This is a genomic window from Bordetella ansorpii (assembly GCF_900078315.1).
Taxonomy (GTDB): Bacteria; Pseudomonadota; Gammaproteobacteria; order Burkholderiales; family Burkholderiaceae_B; genus Bordetella; species Bordetella ansorpii.
In genome coordinates, this window is the sequence record NZ_FKBS01000017.1 from 454,727 (window position 1) to 481,254 (window position 26,528).

General features: G+C 68.0%; 14 protein-coding genes and 1 tRNA gene. 5 read left to right on the forward strand and 10 right to left on the reverse strand.

From position 1 onward, the window contains the following. Window positions 1-68 precede the first annotated feature (68 nt). Both A7W11_RS17070 and A7W11_RS17075 read left to right on the forward strand, forming a co-directional pair. On the forward strand, window positions 69-1,295 hold the full coding sequence (locus A7W11_RS17070; RefSeq protein WP_066415671.1) for a YeeE/YedE family protein: 1,227 nt from the start codon (window positions 69-71) through the stop codon (window positions 1,293-1,295). A gap of 139 nt (window positions 1,296-1,434) precedes the next feature. Next, the gene (locus A7W11_RS17075; RefSeq protein ID WP_066415674.1) at window positions 1,435-3,114 is read left to right on the forward strand and encodes an FMN-binding glutamate synthase family protein; all 1,680 of its coding nucleotides are present in this window, start codon (window positions 1,435-1,437) and stop codon (window positions 3,112-3,114) included. A gap of 141 nt (window positions 3,115-3,255) precedes the next feature. Here the strand turns inward: A7W11_RS17075 and A7W11_RS17080 are convergent, their stop codons facing one another. Together A7W11_RS17080 and A7W11_RS17085 are read right to left on the reverse strand one after the other, a co-directional pair. Beyond that, window positions 3,256-4,626 (reverse strand): phospholipase D-like domain-containing protein, encoded by a 1,371-nt coding sequence (locus A7W11_RS17080; protein ID WP_235816909.1) that lies wholly within the window; start codon window positions 4,624-4,626, stop codon window positions 3,256-3,258. A 23-nt stretch (window positions 4,627-4,649) separates the two neighbouring features. After that, complete coding sequence (locus tag A7W11_RS17085) at window positions 4,650-5,279, reverse strand: hypothetical protein (protein ID WP_066415677.1); 630 nt, start codon at window positions 5,277-5,279, stop codon at window positions 4,650-4,652. Between the two features lie 340 nt (window positions 5,280-5,619). On the opposite strand from A7W11_RS17085, the gene egtD reads away from it, so the two are divergent. The 3 genes from egtD (at window position 5,620) to A7W11_RS17100 (ending at window position 8,188) form a co-directional block, all read left to right on the forward strand. Next, a complete protein-coding gene (gene egtD / locus A7W11_RS17090) occupies window positions 5,620-6,585 on the forward strand; it encodes an L-histidine N(alpha)-methyltransferase (protein WP_066415678.1) in 966 nt (321 codons plus the stop codon). 29 nt (window positions 6,586-6,614) lie between these two features. After that, entirely contained in the window at window positions 6,615-7,958 is a 1,344-nt protein-coding gene (egtB, locus tag A7W11_RS17095) for an ergothioneine biosynthesis protein EgtB (RefSeq protein WP_082853281.1), read from the forward strand. A gap of 153 nt (window positions 7,959-8,111) precedes the next feature. Then, window positions 8,112-8,188: transfer RNA gene (locus A7W11_RS17100), tRNA-Met, on the forward strand. Window positions 8,189-8,244: 56 nt separating this feature from the next. Here the strand turns inward: A7W11_RS17100 and A7W11_RS28045 are convergent. The 8 genes from A7W11_RS28045 to blaOXA all read right to left on the reverse strand — a co-directional run bounded on the left by A7W11_RS28045 (window position 8,245) and on the right by blaOXA (window position 26,514). Next, window positions 8,245-8,457 (reverse strand): hypothetical protein, encoded by a 213-nt coding sequence (locus A7W11_RS28045; protein ID WP_156523125.1) that lies wholly within the window; start codon window positions 8,455-8,457, stop codon window positions 8,245-8,247. A gap of 19 nt (window positions 8,458-8,476) precedes the next feature. Continuing rightward, on the reverse strand, window positions 8,477-9,082 hold the full coding sequence (locus A7W11_RS17105) for an RNA polymerase sigma factor (protein WP_082853280.1): 606 nt from the start codon (window positions 9,080-9,082) through the stop codon (window positions 8,477-8,479). Between the two features lie 100 nt (window positions 9,083-9,182). Then, a complete protein-coding gene (locus A7W11_RS17110) occupies window positions 9,183-21,800 on the reverse strand; it encodes a filamentous haemagglutinin family protein (protein ID WP_218188609.1) in 12,618 nt (4,205 codons plus the stop codon). Window positions 21,801-22,050: 250 nt separating this feature from the next. Further along, entirely contained in the window at window positions 22,051-23,040 is a 990-nt protein-coding gene (locus A7W11_RS17115; protein ID WP_066416220.1) for a FecR family protein, read from the reverse strand. An 84-nt stretch (window positions 23,041-23,124) separates the two neighbouring features. Then, on the reverse strand, window positions 23,125-23,631 hold the full coding sequence (locus A7W11_RS17120; protein ID WP_066415680.1) for an RNA polymerase sigma factor: 507 nt from the start codon (window positions 23,629-23,631) through the stop codon (window positions 23,125-23,127). Next, entirely contained in the window at window positions 23,628-24,332 is a 705-nt protein-coding gene (locus tag A7W11_RS17125) for a secretin and TonB N-terminal domain-containing protein (RefSeq protein ID WP_066133534.1), read from the reverse strand. Before A7W11_RS17125 ends, A7W11_RS17120 begins: the two co-directional genes overlap by 4 nt. A gap of 428 nt (window positions 24,333-24,760) precedes the next feature. Continuing rightward, complete coding sequence (locus tag A7W11_RS17130) at window positions 24,761-25,543, reverse strand: DNA/RNA non-specific endonuclease (RefSeq protein ID WP_235816900.1); 783 nt, start codon at window positions 25,541-25,543, stop codon at window positions 24,761-24,763. Between the two features lie 137 nt (window positions 25,544-25,680). Then, window positions 25,681-26,514 (reverse strand): class D beta-lactamase, encoded by an 834-nt coding sequence (gene blaOXA, locus A7W11_RS17135; RefSeq protein ID WP_066416225.1) that lies wholly within the window; start codon window positions 26,512-26,514, stop codon window positions 25,681-25,683. Between the last annotated feature and the right edge of the window lie 14 nt (window positions 26,515-26,528).

Consider the following 26,528-nt stretch of genomic DNA (forward strand, 5'->3'; position numbering starts at 1 on the left):
TCCATTGGAAATTAAAAAATCAAGATTGATTATTTTGAGAAATTAACCACGATCAGTAGACTGCCGCGATGAGTCAAACCGCCCCCACCCTGCCCTTCCCCTCGGCGCTTGCGCCGATCCGTATCAATCGCAAGCCGCTCTGGATCGCCCTGCTGCTGATCCTGGCCGGCGCGGCCTATCTGCTGGAAACCGTCGGCTGGCGCCAAAGCGCGCTGTGGATCACCGGCGCGCTGCTGGGCGTCACGCTGTATCACGCCTCGTTCGGCTTCACCCAGGCCTTCCGCGTCTTCGTTTCCGACCGGCGCGGCGCCGGGCTGCGCGCGCAGATGATCATGCTGTCGGTCGGCGTGCTGCTGTTCTTCCCCTTCCTGGCGGGCGGCACGCTGTTCGGCCAGCCCGTCAACGGCCTGGTGTCGCCAGCGGGCGTCTCGGTGCTGCTGGGCGCGTTCCTGTTCGGCGTCGGCATGCAACTGGGCGGCGGCTGCGCGTCCGGCACGCTGTTCGCGGTGGGCGGCGGCAACACCCGCATGGTCGTCACGCTGCTGTTCTTCATCATCGGCTCGGTGCTGGGCACTGCGCATTTCCCCTGGTGGTCAGCCCTGCCTGCGTTGCCGCCCACGTCGCTGGTCAAGTCCTGGGGCGTGCCGGCCGCGCTGGCCGCCAACCTGGCCGTGTTCGCCGCCATCGCCTGGATCTCGACCGTGCTGGAGAAGCGCCGCCACGGCCGCCTGATTTCCACCGCCACCGGCACCGACAAGCCCGCCTCGCTGCTGCGCGGCCCCTGGCCGCTGGTCTGGGGCGGCATCGCGCTGGTCGTACTGAACTTCGCCACGCTGGCCCTGGCCGGCCGGCCGTGGGGCATCACCTCGGCCTTCGCGCTGTGGGGCGCCAAGGCGCTGGACGGCCTGGGCATGGACGTGGCCAACTGGACCTACTGGACCCGCCAGCAGGCCTCGCTGGCCGCGCCGTTGCGCCAGGACGTCACCTCCGTCATGGACATCGGCCTGATGCTGGGCGCACTGGCCGCTGCCAGCGCCGCCGGCAAGTTCGCCCCCGTCTGGAAAGTCCCCGCCCGCCAACTGGCCGGCGCGGTGGTCGGCGGCCTGCTGCTGGGCTACGGCGCCCGCCTGGCCTATGGCTGCAACATCGGCGCGTACTTCAGCGGCATCCTGTCCGGCAGTCTGCACGCCTGGCTGTGGCTGCCCGCCGCCTTCGTGGGCAACGTGGCCGGCGTGAGGCTGCGTCCCGCCTTCGGCCTGGCTGTCGAGAAGACCCCGGCGCCTTCGGGCTGCTGACCTTTCTGGCGGCACGCCAGCCGCCGCCCATCGTCATAGGCGGGCTGGCGCTTTCCGAGTGCTGAATGGCGCCGCGCCGCAGTATCAGCGGTGATGCGCTTCTGGTATGGTGCCCCCATCCTCGTTCAGGAGAGATGGGATGAGCTGGATTGCCGGCCGCTTCACGGCCTTTGCATTGATGGTGATGGGCGCCGCGATCACGCTGGCGCTGAGCGCGGCGGTATCGGCCTGGTGGCTGCTCGCCGCCCTGCCCTTGACGGCGCTGGCGCTGCTGGGCATCTACGACATGATCCAGACGCGCCATGCCATCCGGCGCAACTACCCGGTGCTGGGCAACCTGCGCTTCCTGTTCGAATTCATCCGGCCCGAGATCCGCCAGTACTTCCTGGAAGACGATACCCAGGCCGCGCCCTTCTCGCGCGCGCAGCGCTCCATCGTCTACCAGCGCGCCAAGGAAGAGATCGACAAGCGCCCCTTCGGCACGCAGGAAGACGTCTACGGCGACCGCTACGAGTGGATCAACCACTCGATGACGCCGGCCCACGTGGCCGATGCGGATTTCCGCGTCAGCGTCGGCGGCCCCGATTGCAAGCAGCCGTACTCCATGTCGGCCTTCAACATCTCGGCCATGAGCTTCGGCGCGCTGTCGGCCAACGCCGTGCTGGCGCTGAACGAAGGCGCGCGCCAGGGCAACTTCGCGCACGACACCGGCGAAGGCGGCATCAGCCGCTACCACCGCCAGCCGGGCGGCGCGCTGGTCTGGAACATCGGCTCGGGCTACTTCGGCTGCCGCGATGAACACGGCGCATTCTCCGAAGAAGCCTTCGCGCGCAATGCCAGCCTGCCGCAGGTGAAGATGATCGAGATCAAGCTGTCGCAGGGCGCCAAGCCCGGCCACGGCGGCATCCTGCCCGCGGGCAAGGTCACCATCGAGATCGCCGAAGCGCGCGGCGTGCAGCCCTGGCGCGATTGCAATTCGCCGTCCAGCCACGGCGCCTTCAATTCGCCCATCGGCCTGATGCACTTCATCGCGCGGCTGCGCGAGCTGTCCGGCGGCAAGCCCGTGGGCTTCAAGTTCTGCATGGGCCACCCGTGGGAGTGGTTCGCCATGGTCAAGGCCATGCTGGAGACCGGCATCACGCCCGACTTCATCGTGGTCGACGGCGCGGAAGGCGGCACGGGCGCCGCGCCCGTCGAATTCGTCGACCACGTCGGCACGCCGCTGCGCGAAGCCTTGCGCCTGGTGCACAACACGCTGATCGGGGTGAACCTGCGCGACCGCATCCGCATCGGCGCATCGGGCAAGATCATCACCGCCTTCGACATGGCGCGCGCCATGGCCCTGGGCGCCGACTGGTGCAACGCCGCGCGCGGCTTCATGTTCGCCATCGGCTGTATCCAGGCGCAGGCCTGCCACACCGGCAAGTGCCCCACCGGCGTCACCACGCAGGACCCGCTGCGCCAGCGCGCGCTGGTGGTGCCGGACAAGGCGCAGCGCGTGGCGCACTTCCACCGCAACACGCAGCATGCCCTGGCGGAACTGATCGGCGCGGCTGGCCTGACGCATCCCAGCCAGCTGCGCCCGCATCACATCGCGCGGCGCGTGTCCTCTTCCGAAGTACGGCTGCTGTCGGCGATCTTTCCCGAACTGGCGCCGGGCGAACTGCTGCGCGGCGAGTTCCGCCACGACGTCTATCGGGTGGGCTGGGGCATGGCGCGCGCCGATTCGTTCCAGCCGGCGACCGACATCACGTCGGCGCTCGCGGAACTGAACCGGCCCGACGAGCCGACTGAGCCATTGCAGCCGGTGGCTGCCTGAGCTTGAAAACACCGGGAGGCCAGCGCCTGCCTTCTTGCACGGCGCGCCGTCCGGGCCAGGCGCGGCGCGACCGCTCGCGGTGGATGCCGGCAGCCCGCGACGCGGTTTCCGCCAGGCCCGGCATCCCGGCCGCAGGCGCCGTCACAGCCAGCGCTCGAACAGGCGCGATACGCCTTCCATCACGCGCTCGCCCACGCCACGGTCTTCCCATGCCTGCAGATCGACCGGGGCGGCATCGGCCACGTCCTGCTCGAACATCGCTTCCATCTGGCTGCCGAACGCGCTGCCCAGGATGACCGCATTCACCTCGTAGTTCAGCGCGAAGCTGCGCCAATCCATGTTGCTGGACCCGACGGTGGACCAGACCCCGTCCACCACCGCCGTCTTGGCATGCAGCAAGGCATCGCGCCGCTCGTAGATCTTCACCCCCGCGCGCAGCAAGTCGCCGTAGTGCGATTGCCCCGCATACAGCACCAGCGACGAATCGCTGAAGCCAGGCAGGACCATGCGTACGTCCACGCCGCGCCGCGCCGCATCGGCCAGCACCTCGACGAACGCAGGATCCGGCGCGAAATACGCCATGGTGATGTGGATGGATCGCCGCGCGCTGGCGAACGCCGACATCATCGTCAGATACACCGTATACCCACCGGCATCGTCGGGCTGGTTGGCCAGGATACGCACGGTCAGTTCGCCCTGCCTGGCGGGCGGCGCCAGCGTGATCCACTCGGTGAGCGGCGGCCCCTTCTGCGAGGCCCAGCCCTCGCGGATCACCTGCTCCAGCTGCATGACACCAGGCCCGCGGATCTCGACGTGCGTATCGCGCCACGGCGCATCGCCCCGCTTGCCCTCGCCCGACACCGAGGCGCTGCTGGCGCGCGACGAATACACGCCGCTGATGTTCATGCCGCCCAGATACCCCACCTGGCCGTCCACCACCAGCACCTTGCGATGGTTGCGCTGATTCGGCGACCAGCCCGCGCGCGCCTCGACAGGGTTGAGCGGATTGAACACCGCCACCTGCACGCCCGCGTCGCGCAATTGCTGGAACATCGCGTCCGAGGTATCCATCGTGCCCACCGCGTCCACCATCAGCGCCACCTCGACGTGGCGCCGGCTGGCGGCGACCAGCGCCTGCACGAAGCGTTGCCCATCCTCGTCGTCGTCGAAGATGTAGCTTTCCATGTGAACGTAGCGTTGCGCCTGGCCGATGGCGCGCAGCATGGCGCCGTAGGCAGTGGGACCGTCCTCCAGCAGCCTTACCTGGTTGCCGGGCGACAGCGGCGTGCCGCTGACTGCCTGTTCCACTTCCAGGTGATAGGCAAGGAAATCCGCTTGCGAGGCATGGCGCGCTGCCAGGTCCTGGCCGCGCTTGTAACTCTGCCAGCCGACGTCGGCCGAGCGCGCGGCCTGCTGCCCGCGCTCACGCAACAGGGTGGTGTCGGGAACGCTGGCGCAGGCGGCGAGCAGGACCACCAGCCCCGCCGCGCCGCCGCGCGCCAGCAGCGTCAGGAAAGGATAAAAGCGTCTCGCATTCAAGGCTGCCACTGCGTGCGGCGCGCAGCCGTGGCGGGCCGCACCGCCGCCGCGCGCGCGGCCGCCACGGGCAGCCACGTACGGGGCTGCGCAGCGGGCTTGGGCGCGGGCTCCCAATGGTCGGACACCTGCCACGGCCCACGCGCCCGGTCCACCTGCACGCCCCCCGCATCACGCAGCAATGCCGTCACCATCGGCACGCCGGCCGTATGCACCTGCACCGCCACCAGGATAGTCTTGCCGAACAGGCCGCTGTCCAGGCCGCCGGCCTGCCCCGGCAGGCCGCCCACCATCCACAACCCCCCAAGCAGCGCACCGAGGTATCCGCCCGCCGCACCGCCCGCGACCAAGGCCATGCCATCGCTCCAGGCGGGCAGCGACAACAGCGCGGCGCCGATCAGGGCGCCGAGCGCCGACACCGCGGCCAGGACGGAAACGGCACCCTTGCGCCCCATCACCGACCCCAGTTCGGGCCCACCGCGCAAACCATGCTCGCCAAGATCTCCAAGGGAGGAGTTCCCATGGAACATGCTGACCGCCTCTTCCGCGAAGCCATCCGCAACCAGGGCATGCGCCGCGCTGCGAGCGGACGCAAGGCTATCGAACCGGGCAACGACAATGGTGGACATACAAGCCTCCTGGCAAGTGCTGCTGCATCAGTCAGGCTGGTGCAACACGACGGCTCTATTCTTACCGATGCGGGTTTTGCGCGCCCTGGTGATTGGCAACGAGCCGTAGCACGGTATTTCTAGGGGGCGAAACACCGGGCTGCGTGCCGCATTTCGTAAAAGTCCTTTGCAATCCGGCAAGGCTTGCTTGACATCCCGAACACCCCGGCAGGCACAATAAGAAAAAAGAATAAGAAACCACCCACAGGGCATGAAAGGTCAGTCCGTCAGGGTAGAACAACAAGCCGAATGGCTCGCACAGCGCTTCCCTTCCCCCTCTCCTCAGGATGGACCCGAACGCATGGCACGCTCCCTGACCTCACTGGCCCCGGCTTCGGCCGCCCCCGCCGGCCGCACCGGCACCGCCGCCGACGAACTGCGGGCCGGCCTGACCGCCGCCACTCCCACCATCAGCCCGAAATACCTGTACGACCAATTGGGCTCCAGCCTATTCACGGCGCTGACCCTGCTGCCCGAGTACTACCCCACGCGCTGCGAAGCCGAGATCCTGCGGGAGCAGGCATCCCGCATCGCCCGCCACGCGGGCCGCGTCGAATCGCTGATCGACCTGGGCGCGGGCGACTGCGTAAAGGCAGAGAGGCTTTTTCCCGTCCTGGAGCCCAGGCGCTATGTCCCCATCGACATCTCGGCCGACTATCTGAACGATGCCGTGGCCAGGTTGCGCCATGCCCATCCAGGGCTGGAGATCTGCGCGCTGGGCCGCGACTTCTCGCACGCCTTCGAGCTGCCGGACACCGTGCCCGCCGAGGGCCGGCTGTTTTTCTATCCCGGCTCCAGCATCGGCAACCTGACGCCCGACGAAGCGCTGGCCCTGCTGCAACGCATTCGCGCGCTGTGCCCGGGCGGAGGCCTGCTGGTGGGCGTGGATCGCGTCAAGCCCCGTAGCGTGCTGCAACCCGCCTATGACGATGCGATCGGCCTGACCGGCGCCTTCAACCTGAACATGCTGCGGCACGTGAACACCCTGCTGGGCAGCAACTTCCGCGTCGAGGACTGGCGCCACGAAGCGACTTTCAACGAGACCGAATCCCGTGTGGAAATGCACCTGCGCGCCGCCTGCGACGTGCTGGTGAAGTGGCCGGGCGGTGAGCGCCGTTTCGCTCGCGGCCAGAGCATCCATACCGAAAGCTCGTACAAGTACACCGTGGAAGGCTTTGCCTCGCTGCTGCGCGAAGCGGGCTTCGATGAAGTGCAACACTGGTCCGACCGGCGCGACTGGTTCTCCGTCTTCAGCGCGCGCGCCTGATGCGAGTCTTACCCTTTCCAGGAGTCCCGATGGACCCCTCCTGCCTGTTGACTCATCCGGGCGCGGCCGCGTCCGCCCTGCCGCGCGCCGAACGCACGGCCTCGCAGCGCTACGAGGGCGTGCGCGGCCAGAGCGTCGCACTGGCCGCGCCGCTCAGCCCGGAGGATTGCCAGGCGCAATCCATGCCGGACTGCAGCCCCGTCAAATGGCACCTGGCGCATACCACGTGGTTCTTCGAGACCTTCGTCATCGGCCGTTTCGATCCTGGCCGCGCGCCCTTTCATCCGCAATACCGGATGCTGTTCAACTCCTATTACAACGCCATCGGCGACAAGCATCCGCGTCCGCAGCGCGGCCTGCTGACGCGCCCGCCGCTGGCCGACGTGCTGCGCTACCGCGAACACGTCGATGCGGCGATGCACACGCTGCTGGCGCGTCACGCCGGCGATGCGGAATTCGAGGCGTTGGTCATCCTGGGGCTCAACCACGAGCAGCAGCACCAGGAATTGATCCTGACCGACCTGAAGCACCTGCTGTCGTGCAATCCCCTGCGGCCGGCGTACCGCGAGGAATCCCCCGCCGGCAGCCTGCCGCCTGGCACGCGGGCAGGATGGACACGCTACGACGGCGGCATCGTGCGGCTGGGCCACGAAGGCGCGGGCTTCGCGTTCGACAACGAAAGCCCCGCCCACGACGCGTTGCTGCGCCCCTATTGCCTGGCCAACCGGCTGGTCACGCAGGGCGAGTATCTTGAGTTCATGCTGGACGGCGGCTATCGGCGTCCGGAGTTCTGGCTGTCGCTGGGCTGGGACATGGTCAACAGCGCCGGCTGGCGCGCGCCGATGTACTGGGAAGGGCAGAAGCGCGACTGGCAGGCTTTCACGCTGCATGGCATGCAGCCGATCGATCCGCACGCGCCGGTCACGCATGTCAGCTATTTCGAGGCGGACGCGTATGCTCGCTGGGCTCGCGCGCGATTGCCGCGAGAAGGCGAATGGGAACACGCGGCGCGACTGCGCGACGCGGCCTTGGCGGGTACGGGCAGCGCGCAGTCCGAAGGACGCGCCAACATGCTCGAAAGCGGCCATCTGCAGCCCCGCAGCGCCCCGGCGGGCGACGGCGCCGGCCCCAGCCAGATGTACGGCGACGTGTGGGAATGGACGAGCAGTTCCTACGATGCCTATCCCGGCTTCATGCCGCCGGAAGGCGCCGTGGGCGAATACAACGGCAAGTTCATGTGCAACCAGTACGTGCTGCGTGGCGGATCGTGCGCCACGCCCAGGGACCACATCCGTGCGAGCTACCGGAATTTCTTTCCGGCGGATGCGCGGTGGCAGTTCTCGGGGATCCGGTTGGCGTTGGATGCCTCGTAGCGGCCGAGGCGAAGATCGATGTTCTTTTTGGATGACGCTTGCGCGACAGAAATTTATTGTGCTAGAATTTCGTTCTTCGCTTGACGCAGCTTAGCAAGACAAAGCGCGCCAAACGAAGCAGCATCGACGAAAAAGCAATCTTTTAGATGCGTTGGCGCATTAGCTCAGCCGGTTAGAGCGACGGAATCATAATCCGCAGGTCCCCTGTTCGAATCAGGGATGCGCCACCAGGAATTATCAAGGGCTTAGCGATGACTCGCTAAGCCCTTTTTCACATCTGGCGGCCTCAAATTCGACTGCTGTCCGAATCGGACCGGCAGGCGGAATGGACCGAGGCCTGACCGATGCCGCTGCCGGCCGCATCAAGACCTTTGATGCGGCTCATCGCACGGGGCGCGACAGCGGCGACGGGTCGATGTGGACGCGCTCGGCGGCACGGCCGAAGTGCAGTGAGTGCTTCGGCCAGGGCGAGGAAGTCGCGCAGATGGCGGATGTCCATGCCCAGGCCCCTCCAAGGTTCAGACTGCCCGCTCGCGGTGCGGGCGTCCCCGCGCGCCGGACTCGGCCATCGCGCCGGCGCAGCAGGCCAGCGCCTGGCGCAATACGGTGTCCAGGGTGTGCAGGGAAAGGCCATAGGTCGCCGCCACCTGGGCGCGTGTGCGGCCTTCGGCGTGCAGGTCGAACAGCACGCAGCGGTGCCGGAACGGCAGGCCGTGCAGGGCCTCGTCCAGCCGTGCCAGCAGAGAGCGTGCCTCGGCGGCCCGCTCCGGCCCCGGCTGCTGGTCAGGCAGATCAACGTCGCTGTCCACGACGGACAGCGCCACGGTGCGCGTCTCGCCGCGCAGGCGGTCCACCGCCGCGTTGCGCGCAATGCGGTACACATAGGCGTTGGGATTCTGCACACGCGCCGGCAGCGCCATGTTGCCCAGCCGCAGCCAGGCCTCGTGCAGGCTCTCGCTGGCCAGGTCGGCGCAGCCCAGATCATGCGCCAGACGGCGGTGCAGCCCGCCGTAGTGGCGCACCAGGTGATGGCGCAGCGCGGCCGCGCTGCCGCCTTGGGACGCGCCGACGGCATAGCCTGCCTCGGCGGCGAACTCGGCGTAGAACGGAACACTCATATCCATGCGGATACCCTCGTCGGTACTGGCGTTGCCGATTGTTCGGCGTAAGCCGTCCCTGCCTGTCCCGCAAGGGACAGGCAAAGGGAGTAACGGGAATGGACTGCTATTGGGCTTGCTGCAAATCGCGCCGCTGGCCGTCGGTCACGTACCGGGACTGCCGCGGGTAGACTTGCCGCTGTTCGCCGACGACCTGCAACACGTCCGGCGACTCGCCTGGCAGGCTGCTTTGCGGCATTCCCGGCAAACTGGGAGCGGGCCTGTAGCTGCCGTCATCGTGCAAGGCTTCGTTGCCGAAGCCGACGATCCGTACCGTAATGATCGCCGGCAGAGCATCACGCGCTGCCGCGCGCTGCTTCTGGATCGTCTGCTGCGCCGCCGTGGCCGCCGACGACGATGCAGCGCTGGCACTCGTCAGGGCCGAAACATTGACCGCCGCGATGGTGGGCACGCCAATCGTCTCGCCCTGCGCCTGAATGTTGGCCGCATTGACCACCTGCAAGGCCGCGACGTTGACGCTGCCCGAAGACCGGATGCCCGCTTCACCCGCGTCGATCGTGCCTAGCGGTGCGATCAGGTCGATGTCGCCAGCCGGCACTTCGGCGATCGGCGCCAGCGTGGCGATGCCCGCGCCGGTGCTGGGTACGTCCGGTGAGATCGTCACATTGGCCCAGGCGTCGTAGACGCGACGCGGTGGGGTATAGATTACCGTCGTCCGCGCCCCCCTGCCCGCGTTGATGTCGCCTTGAGCGGACCAGGCAAAGACGTTGCCACCGAAAGTCGTCATGATGCGGCTTTGGCCCAGCAGGATGCTACCCGCTGCATAGAGTTGAATGCTGCCTCGCCCCTGGGTGATGACACCAGCCGTGGACGGCGGGGCCTCGCCTTCGATGCCGAACACCTGCTGGCCACCCGGAGTGAGCAACTGGATGTCACCGCCGAAGTTGGTATGCACTCCGGCGCCGCCATACATGATGATGTCACCGCTGTAACGGATTGGATTACCAGCGGCATCGTGCTCGGGGAACAGCGCAGCGATAGCGTTGCGCCCGCGCAGGTAGCTGCCCTGGCGCAACCCACCGGCCTCGTTATACTCGCGGCCACCGGCCCTGAGCTCGGCGAAGTACACCTCGCGGGCAAAGATCCGCTGCTGCTCGGCCGGCAAATCGGCGAGGAATTCCCGCGCCTGCTGGCCGTCGCCGCTGAAGCCGTAACGCCCGGCCAGCCATTCGACCAGATCGCTTTCATAGGTCCGCACTACCTTGCCGGGCTGCTCGGCCAGGGGCGCTCCCGCCCGCGCCAGGCTGGCGGCGTCCAGGTAGCGCTGGAGGAAGCCGGAAATGTCCGCCTGGTTGGCGCCTGCCTGCAGGACCACGCTGGCGCCAGAGCGAGCGTCGCCCGGGGCGACCGCCCCCAGGCTGGTGACCGCCACCTCGTCGTCCATCAGCAGATTGCGTCCGGCGCTGATCTCCAGGCTGCCCGGCCCGGCGACGTTGAAGTTGCCGTAGAGGATGTCGCGCCCCGCCCGCACCAGCGACACGTCGGTAGCCGAGGTATTGACGAACAGATTGCCGCTGCTGGCGTAGCTCCCCATGCTGTCAAACACGGGCCGCTCGACGCCCAACCCGGTGCCACTGCTGACGATGTCACGGCCGGCGATCATGCGCACCGCGCCATGGCCCTCGTAACGTAACTGGCCGAAACGCATATCGCTCGTCTCGGCGTAGCGCAGCAGCCGGCCACTGTCGACACCGACCAGATCGCCCGCAAGGGCATAGAAGCGCGACGGTTCCAGCGCCGTGCCCCTTTCGCCAGAGACGCTGTTGGCGCCGAAAGCGAACAACGGGAAGTGATCCTGGTTGGCGCGGCTGCCGTCGCTGGACAGATTGTCGACCTGCCGCGTGATCCCGGTGTAGCCCTGGTAGCTCGGATTCAGCGGCGTGGCCAGGCTGCCGGTGCTGGCGCCGGAACGGCTGATGCTGTAGCCGCCGGCGTAGATGGAGTCGCCGGCCAGCAGGTCGAGACGGCCCTGACTCGACGGCGCCAAGACCAGCGCGGTTCTGTCGCTGCGAGCGTTTGAGCGGAGTGTCGCGTTGCCATAATAGAGGCTGCCGGTCAGCGCCACGGCCGACAGCTTCGCCGGATAGACCAGCGCGGAATCGGTCTCCTGTTCCGTCCTGCCTAGGGAAACCGGGGTCAGGTTGCCTCCCGCCGACGTCAGGTCGATCGCCGTGCGTTCGGTCCACAACGAGAAACCGCTCAGGCCGTACCCGTCGACACCGCTGGCGCTGGTATAGGGGGTGCCGTTCATCAACGGCGTCCGCCCGGGATCGACCACCCCCTGCAGCACCAGGTCACTCAGGCTGTTCAGGCTGAAGGTGGCGTCGCCCGGCACCAGCGTCGGCCCGCCGTTGGCCAGGCCGAGGGTCGAGACGAAGGGATCGTAGGCGCGCCGTTCGCCCGGAACCTGCAGGTCATCCAGACGGCCATAGATCAGATCGATACCGCCCAGGCTCGTCGCCCGGATCTGGGCATTGCCGCGCAGGTTGACCATCGCGCCGTACAGCGAACTGCCCTGATCGAAGGGCGTCAACGGGTTGAGCGCGCCGCCGATGCGTACGTCCATGTCGCCGCCGCCGCTCAGGGTCAGTTGGCCATCGGCGCCCACCCGGCCGCTACCGCCCACCGCCAGCACCAGCCCCTGACTGCGAACGCTGGACGTGCGCGCCTCGATGACGCCCGCATCGCCCGCGACCTTCAGGCTCAGGTCTCCACCACCCAGAGTGCCGATGCCGGTGAAGCCCACCTGCTGCGTGGCGGCAGCCACTCCATCGCTGCCTTGCTGGCGGGCATAGGTACCGAAATTGATCCACCAGGCGGTGGCGTCGGCCGTACCGGCGGTCGAACCGCTGCCCTGGCGCCAGAGCCAGTTGCCGGCGGCGACCGAGTCGTAGCCGGTGTTGGGTACGGCGCCGGACAACCGGCCCAGCACATCGCCACGCAGATCGCCACCGACCGCCAGCGTCAGGTTGCCGCCCAGGGTCGGGTACCAGGCGCTGTAGAGGCTCTGTTCGCCGCCGTCCACCCATTGCTCGTAGCCGCCCAGCGCCGAATCGCGCAGGACGCTGCCGCCGTCCCTGGCACGCGGCAGGTTGTAGCGGGAATCGACCGCGCTCGCGGTACCGGCGGTGTAGACCCCGAACGGCGAATCCATGCGCAGGTTGCCGGCGGCGAACAGATCGAGATCGCCGGTGCCGGTGCGCAGCACGCTGAAACGTGAATCGTATGGCCCTACCTCCAGAGCATAATCCTCGCTAGCGGCAGCACACCATGTGGGGTTTTCATCGCACATCGTTGGCCAACCCAGACTTTCGGGATCGACTGGCGCTCCGGGATAGACGCTGGTGTCTCCAGGGTCACCCCACCCATCCACCCCTTCCTGGGTCCATACCATGCCGCCCGAACTCGCTGCACACCAGGTTGGGAAATCATCGCAGATAGTCGGGTAGCCCAAAGCCTCCGGATCCAGTGGGTCACCAGGTTTGATGCTGGGGTCGCCCCATTCATCCACCCCTTCCTGGGTCCATACCAGCCCACCACCTGCTGCCGGTATGCGGCGCATGCCGTAGTGCGTATCGGCGAGGCGCATCTGTCCGCTGGAGCGCGGATCGGTCAGCCGCGGATCGGCCGCCTGCAGGTCGGCGCCGGCCACCAGGCGCAGGTTCCAGGACTGCGAACCGGCCGCCAGCATCGGCGCGATGGCCCAGTTGCGCGACACCGCGCCGGCCGGGCGTACGTCCACCGAGGCGGCACCATCGGGCAGGCGTATGTCGCTGCCGGCCGGCAGGAAAGCCCCGGCGCGCAAGGCCAGCCCGCCAGCCAGGCGCACGCCGTCGGCTTCGCCGTTGGCCAGCGTCGCACGGCCAGGTAGCGGCACGCCGCCCGGCCAGGTCATCCCCGTCACGGGCACCGCCAGCGGCAGACGGCTGCCGGCGCCGAGGCGAGTGCCGGCGGGCAGGCTCAGAGCCTCGCCGAGCAGGCTGCCGGCCGGCCGGAGCAGGTTGCCGGCGGCATCCCGCAACGCCCCCTCGAGCACCGTTCCCGCCGGCAGTTGCAGCGGCTGGCTGAGCACCGCCTCGACCGGCAGCCGGGTACCGGCGGCCAGGGTCATGGCCTTGATCGGCAGTTCGAAGTTGAGCGTCTTGCCGGCCGGGAAGAAGCTGCCGTCGTCCAGGCGCACGCCAGCCCTCGGCACCACCCGATCGCCACCCAGGCGATCCTGGCCGGCTAGCAGCAACCAGCCCTGGTCGTCGTCGGTTTCCGGGGGCGGGGCGAAACCGTCGGTGACGCTGCCGTAGATGTTCAGGTCGCCGCCGGCGCGGATCGCCAGCGAACCTGCCTCGCCGGAGCCGTACACCGGGGTTTTCGCCGTCCGCGGATTGAGGCTGGCATAACGATAGCCAGACAGGTCCAGGTCGCCCTGCACCACCAGGTCGCCATCAGCCGTAGCGCTGACGATTTCCATTCCCGGGCGCAGATGGAAAGCTTCCGCGTAGGTCGCATTGTTCAAGCCGGCCAGCTTGCCGTCGAGCAACGCGGTATTGGCTAGCGCCGCCTGCATGAACCGTTCGCTCTGCTGGTGCTTGCCATCCAGGTAGGCCTGGGTGATCTCCTGGTACGGCCGGCCGTTGCTCGCCGGCTGCGCGGCGCTCGGCGCGTCGTCGTAGCGCTGCACGGCGCTAAGGGTGATGGCACGGGCACCTAGGATCTGCAGCGCCCCCCCGGCGTCGATGGCGATGTCGCCCGCCGTCGCCCCGCCCAGACGCGGCGCGTACAGGTCGAGGGTGCCGCGGGCGACGCCGTCGTTCTGCCCGGGCGCGCTTCCCGCGGCCACCTCGGTGCCGTGGCGCAGGTCGATACGGGCGCCGACGCCGAGGCTGAGCAGCCCGTCTCCGGCGTTCAGTTCGATCAGCGCGCGGTTCGGGGAATCGATGATCTTGCCGTAGCTGTCCACCCGCAGACGCCGCCCATGGGCATCGAGTAGCGCCTCACTGCCGATGCGCAGGCCCTGCTTGCCGGCCAGGCGGATGCTGCCGACCTGCTCGCCGCTGGCGTCGAGGACGCCATTCACGCTCAGGTGGCCGCCATCCAGCGACACCTCGATCGTCGAGGCCTTGACGTCACTGCCGATGTTCAGGTCGCCCTGCTTGATCTGGAAACTGCGCGCGCCGAACACCTGGCCGGCATTCAGGCGCTGGTTGAGAGCGGCGAACCGGCTGTCAGGCGTACCGTCCTCGCCCAGCCGCTGGGCACGGATCTCGACGCTGCCCGTGGCATACGGCACCAGCGTCCCGCCGGCATCGTACTCGCCGCTGCTCGCCGCCAGGATCTGCCCTTGCAGGTCGACCACGCCGGCCGCGCTGTCCAGCGCGACCGCCGTCAGGCGACCGGCCTGGTTGTGGCTCGCCGACAGGTCGATGCTCGAAGCGCCGGCCTGGCGGATGTCGCCGCCGTGGCTCAGCAGGTTGACTTCGCCGCCCCAGCTGTAGCGGGTCACGTCGTCGAAACGCAGCGCGCGCCCGGCCAGATCGAGCTGGGCGCCGGCACCCAGTTCCAGATCCTGCTGCGCGGTCAGGTTCAACTTGCCGCTGGGCAGGCCGACACGGGTGTCCAGCAGCAGGCTGGCGCCTTCCAGAGACAGCTCCGCCCCCAGGGCGCCACTGGCCAGTCCGACCGGCATAGAAGCCGCGCCATCTGCCCCGGCACGAACCTGCAACGCACCGCCCGCCACCAGGCTGTTGCGCGAGCCCGCTTGGCCGGTGAGCAAGGGAGTGATCAGGTTGAGGTCGCCACCGCTGTATGCGTAGCCACTGCCGGCCTGGTACTCGCCCCTGCTTTGGTAGACCGAGAGGCTGCCCTTGTGGTTGGCGGTGATCCGCTCGCTGGCCGCCAGGTTGACCGTAGAGAAGCCCAGCACCAGACGCTGGTAGCTGTTGATGGAACTGGGCTGGCTGAAGGGACCGTAGCCAAACTCCAGGCGTTCACTGCGGATATCCAGCGTGCCCCGACCAGTGCCTGCGCCGCCAGCGACGACTCCCAAAGGTGGGGTCTGCGCCCCGTTCCAGATCAAGTTGGAGGTACGGATCGAGGCAACGCTGCCGCTATCGCCGTAGCCATAGATCGCCGGCGTGCCCAATACCAGGCGCGACAAGCGGGAACGGCCTGTCGCCGGATCGTAGGAGTCGAGGCTGACGTCGCCATAGAAGCTGAACGCATCGCGGGCGTTCAGCACCAGCGTTTCCAGGGCCGGAGCGCCCACCGAGGTATCGCCCTGCAGCAGGCGGTCGAGCAGCCCCTGGTCGAACGCCAATCCTGTCGGCAGCACACCGCGCTGGGCCAAGTCGGTCAGCAGCGCCTGATCGCCCACATTGAAGCCGCCCGCCGCCAGGGTAAGGTTGCGCGTGCCGTAACGCACGCTGCTGTCGAGCACGAAGCGCTTGTCGGTGGCCGCGACCAGCGTCCCCTCGGAATACAACCGGGTTTCGCCCTCGACAGCGCCGGCAGCCGGAACGCCAAGCAGGATGTCGCCGGGACCCTCTTCCGGCGTTCCGGCTGTCGGCGGCAAAACGTTCAGCACGCCGTTCGACAAGGCGAGCATGGAACGGCTCCCCGGCGCATACAGGAAGCCATCCCGCGCATCGTAGGCCGCGGCCCCCTTCCCCAGGGTGACGATGGCGGCGCCTTGTTCAAGGCTGATCGCCTCCTCCCCCGGCCGGCTCGCCAGGAGAAACACCTCGGGTGCGGCCAGTTCGGCGCCGTTGCGCAGGACGATGCTTCGGACGGTATTGGTGATGTCGAAAGTGACATAGTTGCCGTCCTGCCCGTAGAGAACCGTTGGCGTCGAGCCGATCACCATGCGTGCCGCACCGAAGGCATTGAGATCGTCGGCCCGCAGCGTTACGCCCTCGAAGCCCTCGCTGGCCTGCGCGCGGGCGCCGACAATCTCGATTCGCTGCCTATCCGCCGTTACCACCAGGCTACCGCCGTAACCGCCGCTGGCGGCTTGGAACAATGCCGTGCCGTCGAACGCCAGCGCATCGGCGCCGCCACCTGCGCTCAGCTTGAGACGCAGGCTGCGCGCATCCACCGGCAGCATCGGCCGTGGGATGCCGCGGCGGGCGGCATCGGCCCTGGCAAAGTCGCTGTAGCTCGTCTCGTTGTACTGGGAATGACGCCGCAGCGCATCCGCCGGGGTCAGCAGTACCTGACGGTACAGCTCGTCGCGCACCCCAGTGCCGGCCAGGGACAACTGCCCGGCCAGGGACCAGGAGCCGCTGCGCATGAGCTGGGTGGGTGCCGCCCGGCCCAGCCCGGCCTCGCCGTTGAGTTCGACCCGGTACGCGCCGGGCAGCAGAGCGTAGGTCGACGGCAGCAAGGTGTAGGTCCCGGCCGGCAGGCCGGGCACGCCGCTGCCGATGCTGATCTGCTGGCCGACCAGCGGGTCGACAGCCCCCTCTTCAGCGGCCACCGGCGAGGTGCGCTGGACGCCGGGTACGATGGCGTAGATCGGGTTGTCGGCCAACCCCGGCAGGCTGAAGCGGCCGTCCTTGTCGACACGCACCAGCGGGTTGTAGCGCGCGTCCGTGGAGCCGCCGCGACCAGAGATAAAACCTGCGCCGCGCAGTTCGCCGCCGCCGGAAAGATCCAGCGTCGCGCCGGATGCCACCCGCACGGATACGCCGCCCAGATCGACTCCGGTTTCCAGCACTCTGCCGTTGGAACTGCCGCCCACGCCGGTCAAAACAACGTCCTTCCCGGCATAGCGCCAGGCCTGCCCATCCACCGTGCCACCGTAAGGCAGCGTCAGGCCAGCGCCGCTGACCGAGGTAAGGCTGCCGGGCAACAACTCTACCCTGCCGGTCGTGCCGGTGGTTCCACTGTTCTGGCCGATTTCCAGATAGCCCAATGGGGCACGCACGACGCCGCCCTGAAAGACGCTTGCCGCCCCCAGCGACAAGCGTCCGAAGACCGCCAGGGGTTGCTCCGGCGTCATCGCGCCGTTGCGCTCGATACGCAGGCTGCGCGCCGGGTCGAACGCCGGCGCGGCGCCATCGGCCTGGTATCCGTAGCCGGCGAAGATGCGCGCGCCCGCCCCCGTGCCGGGATAGAGTTGCGCCACGCGGATCAGTAGATCGCCAGCGCTGAGCACCTGGGTATCGATGCGCTCGACAGGCATCGCGTTCCCCGCCAGCATGCGCATGTCGCCCGTGCTGGACAGCTCGACACGGTCGAAGCCACGCCGGTCGATCGTCTGCGTCCCGCCCTCGGCGTCGCGGAAACTGCCGCGCGAGCCGAAGACCAGACTGTCGCGAATATCCAGCACCTGCCCGCTGGCTTCGAAGAGCGCCTCGCTGGGCTGCCCGGAAACCAGGAACAAGCGGGTTGGCAGTGGCCGTGTTTCGTTGTTCTCCGTAATGTCGTCCCAGGCGAACGCTCCGGCCAGCAGCAAGGAAGGCGCAGACAATCTGACCCGGCTGTTGCCAGCGGCATGTTCGCTCAATCCCAATGCGCCGCTGTAAAGGCGCAGACGCTGTCCAAGGCTCAAGTCCAGGTCGCCGGCGAAAGTCAGCAGGCCGTCGCTGAAAAGGGTGAGGTCACCGAAGCCGCCGCCCTTCACTTGGCTCGCCGCCAGGCGGCCATGGCCATAGACATAAGAATCCGGGCCGCCCTCGACGACATCGCGCTGCTGGCCCACGATCAGTTCGCGTGGCCGCAGCACCTTATTGGTCGCCAAGTTGGCCAGATAGTTGGGCGTGGCCAGCGCCACGGTCAGGCTGCCGGCCGCTGCACCGTCACCTCCTGCGAAGGCGCGCAGGTCGCCGTCCAGGTAGAGTCCGTTGGCCGACGCGAGGGAAATACTGCCGCCGGCGCTATTGACCAGGGTTCGCCCCAAGCCAGGCACATCCAATTGCGCCTGGGCGCCGGAAGCATCCAAGAGGCTTCCCGGCCGCAGGTCGATGAACAGTTCGGCGGCATCGGCCTTGCCGATGGCATGCTCGACCGAGCCCCCGATGACAATGCTGCCGCCATCGGCCACCAGACCGTAGCGTCGTCCCCGGAAGTCCAGCGCGGTCTCGGCGCGCGCCGCGACATCGAGTACGCCCCGCTCGCCAACGCGGATGGCGCGCTGGTGCCCCACGCTTTCAGTCTGATCGCGCACCGGATCGGGTAACGCCACGCTGCCCAGTTCGATCGATCCGCCCCAGGCATTCAACCGTCCGTCCACGTTCAACTGGCCGACGCTGCGCAACTCGATGCGCTGCCCGGGATCGACTTCCAGCAGGCTCCCGCGGGCGATGTCGAGCACGATGCCGGTTTCTTGCCCGGCGCCGGTCTGACGTGTGCCGGCCTGCAGAAACAGGCTCGCACCAGGACGCTTCGCCAATTCGCCGCTGACCGGCCGTTCCTCGTACAACGGCGCCAGCCAGGGCTCCAGCGCGAGCTGCCGGCGAATTCCGCTGGCCGTACGGAGGACGTCTTCATGGAAACGGTACAGCGGGCGTCGTACCTTCACCTCGGTACCTTCAGCCACTTCCAGCCCCTGTTCCCCGATCACCCGGTAGCTGGCGAAACCCGTGTCGAAGAAATCCGCTGACAACACCAGCGCATTGTCCCGTGACTGCGAGCCGATGCTCACGCGTGGTGCCTGGATGGTCAGAGTACCAGCGTCAATGACGCCGTATCCGGCCAATGCTCCCTCCAGTTGCAACCGGGCGTCCGCAGTCGCCGACGCGGTCTCGACTGCCAGCATCAAATCCCCCCCCGTTCCTGCGGCTATGCTGCCGTCGGCCTGCAGGGTCACGCCCGATGAAACATCGATCAGCGATCCCGTTGCGAGTACCGCTCCCTCGCTTGAACGAATGGCTACCGTGCCGCCATCGACATGGGCTGAATCGCCGTTGCTGCCGGCACCGCCGCGCAGATCCGTCATCAGGCCCTTAGCGTCCAGTACGGCACCTTCCCGCACCAGCACGCCGCCCCGGGCGCCAGGGGGCACGGACACGCTCACATCCCTGAGCCCATACGTCACGCCGTCTGCCGACACCGTCGCGTACGGTTGTGCCAATACATTTCCCAATCGGATCGTGCCGCTGCGCGCCGTGAGGTCCGCTGTCACTTCCACCTTCGGCGCGTACAGCAAGATCTCGCCGCCTGGCGCCACCGTCAATGCACTCTCGACGGAAACGCTTTCCTTGGCGGCGATGCGCACCGCGCCCAGCCCTCTGTCGTTCAGCATGCGGGCATCCAGCACCAGCTTTCCCTGGCGGTCCTGCGTCACCGCATCGTTCAACTGCAAGCCATCCGCGATGCGTTCGTCCACTTCCGCCAGCTTTACACTGTCGAGCATGGGCGTCAGTCCAAATTGCAATAGCCTGGCATCTGCGTCGTAGATCGGGTCGTATTGCCCCACGATCAACTGCCCCGCCCGCGCGACCGCCCACTGCGACTGGTAGTACCCGTCCAGGCCCACCTGCACGGCCTGCGCTTGGCGCGGGCCTTGGTATACGTCGCTGGCGATGTTGCCTTCGAGTACGGCGTTGCGGGTGGCGGCCACCAGCTTGCCGGCATCGCGGCCCACCGTGTAGCCGCCTTCCCTTCGCCGAGCCGGCCCGATCAGCGGGCTGTGGAAGTATTGGGTCGCGCCCCAGCGCTGGCTGGTCAGTTCGTAGCCACGATAAACACCGGTGTACAGCAAGTCCCCCGGCGCGCGGGACACTTCGTACAAACGCCCGTCCGCGCCCCTCAGCCAACTCTGGTTGATGTAGCCGGTCGCCACGTCCAGTGTGCCGCCGGACAGGTTGATGTTCGATCCCGCGCGCGTGACCAGATCGTTGCCCGTGACGGTGACCGTGCCGCCCTGGGCCATCCATTCGCCTACGCCGCGGCCATCGGTCGCCAGGTAGCCGCTGACTTCCAGCAGGCCGCCAGCGGTGTACCAACGGTCTGCCTCGTACCCGTTGGTGCCAGCCGGTACCAGGACCAGGCCGCGGCGATCAACCCAGATATCCAGGTTGTTCAGGTTCCCGCTCTCGCGATTGACCGGCGCATCTCGTTGCTCGTTGCCCTGGACATTGATCTTGAGGTTGTTCGCCTCCATCGCCACCTGCACGCCCACGGCGCCGGACACGTCCAGCGTTGCGCCCGCATCGACCAGCGTGCGTTGCCGGGCGTGCACAGCGATTTCGCCGCCGGTGGCCAGTGTCGTGGAATCGCCCTGGAAAGCCACGGTGTTGCCGCTGACGATCTCGATGCGCGAGAGGTCGGTACGGTCCGTGATCGTGCTCAGGTTGTCATAGACGCCGGTGACGTTGTTGGTCATCGTCGTACCCAGCTTCTCCAGGGCGGCATCGCGCTGGCTGTCGAGCGCGGTGGTGTCCGACAGGTCCAGCAGCGCGGCGGTGGTGCTGCCCTCGGCCAGCGTCACGGTGCCCGTGGCGTCGCTGGCGCGCGTGGACAGATGAAGGGTGCCGCGCTGGCCGATCGAAGTCGTCACCACGGCCACGCCGGCCTGAGTCACGTCGTGGCCCGTCATCGTGATGTCGCCCGTGGCGGCGGTAATCAGGCCGGTATTGAGGACCGTGCCGGCAGCGCTGTCTGCGGCGCGGGCGGTGGAGATTTCGCTGCCGGCCGTCGTGGAGGTAGCGTTGCCGTTCGTGCCTGCGCCCCTGCGGATATAGAAGCTGTCGCCGGCGGCCAATGCCGTCTGGCCCTTGGGCGTGGCGATCTCGCCCGCGTTATGCACCTCGCCGCCGAGCAGCAGCACGTAGCCGCCGCGGACGGTGGACGACGCCGGTGCGGCGGTGGCGATCTGCGCGCCTGCCTGCACCTCGACCTTGCCCAGCGCCCCGGTGAAGGTCGGCTGCGTGCCGTTGCTGTCCACGTACAGGCCGCGGTTGGTGAACTGGTCATCCGTGATCGTGGCCGCGGCCACCACCAGGTTGCGCACATTGGCCTGGCTGCTGCCGGTAAATATCACGCCGTTGCGGTTGGCGATCATCACCGTGCCGTCGGCCTTGATCTGGCCCTGGATCTGGCTGGGGCGCGCCTGCGGATCGTTGACGCGGTTGAGCACCGCCCAGTCCCGGTTCTGCTGGAAATTCACCGTGGTGTTCTTGCCCACGTTGAAGGTTTCCCAGTTCAGGATGGCGCGGCCGGCGGTCTGTTCGATGTTGACGTGGGTGCGGCCGCCAGACGTGCTTTGCACAGGCGACCTGGCGTTGAGCCAGCCGGCGGTCAGGGAGTTCGTATCGACCTTCAGGCCGCCTTCGGCCAGGCCATCGGGCACCGAAGCGCCGCCCGCCAGCGCCGATTGCCGTGCCTCGCGCTGGATTGCCTGCTGCGCGGCGATGGCCTGGGCCGCGCGGTTCAGGTTGCCGATCGAGGTCTGGAGTTTCTGCCGGGCCGCAGCCGACTGGCTTGCCGGGCTGTTGCGATTCGCCAGGGCTGCAGCCCCCGGCGACGGGCCGTTCTGGCGGACGGCCTGCTGTGCGCCCTTGGCGGCGAACCAGGCGCCACCGAATGCTTGTTGAGCATGGACGGTCCCGATCATGCCGGTGGCGGCCAGCGCCAGCGCCACGGGCGCCAGCGCAAAACGCCCCGGTTTGTTCCTACGCTTTGCTTGGTATCCCTGCCCCTGCGTGCTCATCGCTATCTTTTCCTTCATCGCGCGTGTCCCGGGCCGCCTACGGACGACCGCATCCATGATCCATGCAGAAGGCTTGCTGGCGGAAGCGGTCGGCCACCCCGCCAGGATCCCTCTGATATAGATACACGTATGAGCAGGCCAAGCTATGCAGCTTTTTTTTACCGCCGGCCCCCAAGGCGGATAGCGCACTGCCGGGATGGCAACGGCCCGTTGGGCCTGCGTGCAGGGCGATGAGCAGAGCCCGAGCCGGCGGGGGTACGCGGCCCGTCTAGCTCAGGATCAGCACGCCGCCCAGGGATCGGGCGCGTAGATGAAACATGTATTGCAACTGAGCGATCGCCTGGTCAGGTGCGCTGATCTGGAAGTTGCCGCTGACCCGTTGGCTTCGCAGCGCGTCGTTGGCGAGGACCACGCGGCCGGGCCGGTAGCGGTTTATCTCGGCAATGGCCTCGTCCAGCCGGGTCTGGTCGAAGATCAGCAAGCCGCGGCGCCAGGCCGATACCACCTTGGGATCGATCCGGGCGACACCGCCGATGGCCTGGTCGTCGTAGACGGTCTGCTCGCCCGCGGCCAGTTGCCGGGTGGCGGCGGAGTGCTCGACGGCGACGGCGCCTTCCAGGCAGGTGACGCAGACCTTGTCGTACAGGTACCGCACTTCAAGCCGGCTGGCCTCGGCCACGCTGCTCCCGGCGCCGGCGCGTACCGTGAAGCGGTGGCCGCCGGCCAGGTCAATGGCGGTCTCGCCCGAAAGCAGATTCAGCCCTACAAGCTGTCCGCCTGCGGTCTGCCGGCGCACACTGGTGCGGGTATTGAGCGTCACATCCACACCCTCGGCCAGGGCCAGGGTGCGCTGCTCGCCTGCGTCGGTTCGATAGTCGGCGCCCCATTCGGCAAGCGAAGGCCAGAGCCCCAGGGGCGGATGCAGAACGGCGACGCCAGCGCTGGCCGCGGCAGCCGCGCCCAGGCCCAGCACGGCGCGGCGCGTGCGCCGGCGGCTGCGCTGGGCGCCTTCATAGTTGGCGACGATACCCGGATGGGCGCGCGCCACTCTGCCGGCAGAGGGCTTGAACGCGTCCCAGACGGCCTTGGCCCTGCGGTAGGCCGCGCGGTGCGCCGGGCTTGCGGCCACCCACTGCTCGAACTCGCGCAGTTCGGCCGCCGTCGCCTCGTTCGAGGTCAGCCGGCGCAGCCACGCCAGGGCCTGGCGCTCCAGCGCCTCGGCCGAAACCGCGTCCTCGTGGTCGGAATAGGAAGCCATCGTCAGGGGCATGCGCGGCAGACGGCGCGTTCAAGAACCTTGTCCATATACACGTATGACGGGCGGCGGCTATGCAGGTTATTTTCAGGGTTCACGGAAAAACTCGGCTAGGCGCTCGTGGGCGCGCTGCAATTCTGTCTCCAGCGTACGCCGCGAGATGCCCAGGCGCTGGGCGACTTCGTTGCGCGCGATGCCTTCCCAATGGACCATGATCATGATGACACGCCGCCGCTCGGGCATCCGTTCGACCAGTCGCGTCAGGATGTCCAGGTCGATGCGTGCCTGCGCGGCCTGGGCCGGGTCCGGGCCGGAGTCGGCCAGGCGCTGCAGCGCGGCCTCGACCTCTTCACCGGAGACGGTGTGACTATCCTTGCGCTGCATGTCCCGCGCGATATTGGTGGCCACTCTGACCAGGTACGCCCCTGGCTGCTCCCGCTCGGGCAGCGCGTCCATACCCTGCAGGCGGATATAGGTGTCATGCAGCGCGTCGCTGGCCAGGTCCGGGTTGCCCAGCCGGCGGGTCAGCAGGGTTTTCAGGCTGGCGTAGCGTTGGGTCAGGTAATCCAGCACGGTGGGCCGCGGGAAGGTCATGGCGCGCCGCCCGCAGCAGACAGACAGGGCGATGGGGCGCCGGCGGGCGCCGGCCGCAGCGTGAACAGGTACGGCACATGCGCCGAGGCCGGCGGCGGCGGGCCGGTCCGCACCTGGCGCAGCCCCGCCAGCAATGCCGCGTCACGGCGCGCATCGCCCGAGGAACTGATCACCGCCACGGCGGCAGCGCCGCCCGTTTCATCGACGGCTACCTCGAACATCGATCCATAGCTGCCGGGCGCGGTCCGCCCATCGCCGCAAAGAACCTGCATCACCGCAGCCTGCAGCCGGGGCAGGTAGCCGGCTGCGCCGTTTGCGCCAGCCGCCGCGCGATTGCCCGTCTTCTGGGCGGCGACCGGACGGGTCAGGCGGAATACCTCCCCGTGCGGGGTGGCCGCCTTGGCCAGCACCAGCCCCGTGCCGCGCAGCAGGCGCCGCAGCGCTTCTTCCGGGGCATAGCGTCCATGCACAGGCGAGGAGCGCAGGCCCAGGGGCAGGTCGCTCGGATACAGGGCAGAGAGTCCGGCGGTTTCCCCGTAGCGGTTGAGGGCCTGGTCCAGCGGCTGCGCCGGGATGTCGAAGTCGATCAATTGGCCAACGGGTGTCTGCGCGCAGGCCGCGGCGCTGGCCCAGAAAACCAGTGCCAACGTCCACCACGCCAAGCCGCCGGCCTGGCGGCCATCGTTCAGCCGGGACGCCACGAATCGCGTCCTTTGCCAGACCGCCGGGTATCGCAGGGCGCGCGCCGTCCGCCGCGAGCCAGTATCTCGCGCCAGGCGATTGATCGGCAGATTAGGACGGCGGGACGCGGCACTAAACAGGCACCAAGTGGGGAGGGATGCATGATGACGGCGTGACGTGACATGAAAGTTACCAAGGCGTGACAGACTGAAATACAGACAGCCGCCGGCGCCGGCTTATCGCCCGATTCCCCGTTCCCACTCGAACTCCCAGGCCCCCCTGCCCGGACCGCCGCCGCTACCGGCTGGCCCCGGCGATGCTCGACGACGGGCCGACACCGCACCAAGGTGAAGCCCCAAGCCGTCGTCTCTTACTGGGACGACGCGGACGAACCGCAGGCATGACGCCGGGCCGAGGCATCAGGCCTCAAAGCTGAAATTCTGGTCCATCAGCGAGGCGGCACGCCAGGCAGCACCTTCAATCCCGTCCTGCGCACGAACTCGCCATAACTGATCGGCGCCCCCGCCCGCGCATCCGCCTGGTTCTCCTGCCAATGCACCCATGCCTTGCGCGTCGTGGCGTCGTACACCACCTTGTAGACGTAGCTCGGCACCGCCACGCCCGCGCCGATGGTCTTCGGCCTGCCCTCATACACCGGCCCGGTGATCACGTACACATCGCCCGCCGCGCGCATCACGTACTTGCGCGTGTCCTGCTCGATGTGGTTCCACGGCCCGGAGTTCTGCGTGGGGTTCTGCGGCACGATGTTGGCCAGCGAGAAGCTCTGCGCCATGGCCTCTTCCGTGGCCATGTCTGCCGCCGGCGCCATGTGCCCGCGCGCATAGCCCGACCCGCGGTAGTCGTCGAGCTGCGCGCGCTCCCATGCCGGCAGGCGCGCTTCGGCGTAGAAGCGGTCGGTGCGCTCCAGGTCCTGGCCCCTTGCCAATGACTTGCGGTTCAGGCGCTCGGCCACGAACACGGGCGTCTTGCGGCCGCCGTCGTAGAGCACGGCGAAGCCGGAGAAGCACAACTCCCGCCGCCCGCCCGCTTCGGGCACGATGGGCGGCGTTTCGGCGGGGAAGAACTGGCGGCAAGACGCAAAACGGGTCTGCGCCTGCGCACTGACCGGTGCATCGGGGAAGGACGATCCCGGGACGGGAAACCAATCCGGAAACCCTGAATTCAGGTAGTACGTTGCCGCGCTGAAGGAGACGGTCGCGGAGGCGACCAAGGCGCGCAGGAACCTTGCGGCGGAGCCTGCCTTGCGCGAGCGGGGCTTTCGGGTGGGACGACGTCTGGACACGGGGACGGATTGTACGGGAGCCGCGCGCATCGGTCCGTGCGCCTGGCCAACCCGCGCCCCCTGCGCTACGGCCTGGCGGAAGCGGCCATCATGCCCGCCCACTGGCTCAACATCTGATCCCTCGCCCGCAGCCCCGCCGCCGGCGCCGTCGCCTTCTCGTCCTGGATCAGGCGCGCGAACACCACCTGGCGCCCGTCCTTGCGCGCCCAGCCCACGAACCAGCCATAGGCATGCTCGCGGTCGTATCTGCCGTTATCGCCCGGAGATCCCGTGCCCGTCTTGCCGTAGACATGCCATCCCTCGCGCGACGGATCGATCTCGAACAGCGGCTCGACCATGCCATAGACCTCGGGCCTGACCGGCAACCGCCGGTTCACCAGCTTGCGCAGGAAACCGATCTGCTCCATCGGCGAGACGCGCAGCGACGATACGATCCACGCGCCATCCAGGCCATTGTGCTTGCCGGCGTCGCCTGACACGTCTTCGTTGCCGTACTGGAATGCCGTGGCGTATTGCTGGAAGCGCTTCTGACCCAGCCGCCTGGCGACCTGCTGCGAATACCAGACGATGGAGTATTTGATCCAGCGTTCGGGATCGGCGGGCTTGCGCCATTCCTCGCCGCCCCAGTCGGGGTACGTCGATTCGTATGACCACGTCGGCGTGTGTGCGTCTTGCAGGATGCCCGCGTCGAAGCCCATCAGGGCGATGGGCAGCTTGAACGACGAGGCGGGCGTGTAGCGCGACGTGCAATCGCCCTGCGTACCCTGCTGGACCAGGATGCGGCCATCGGAGGCATCGGCGACGAGGGTGCACAGCATGCGCGCCGATGCGGGCAAGGCGGTCAAGGCGGAGCAGGACAGCGCGGCAGTCAATGCATGGCGCAGATAGCGTCGGATCATGGCCAACAACCCGA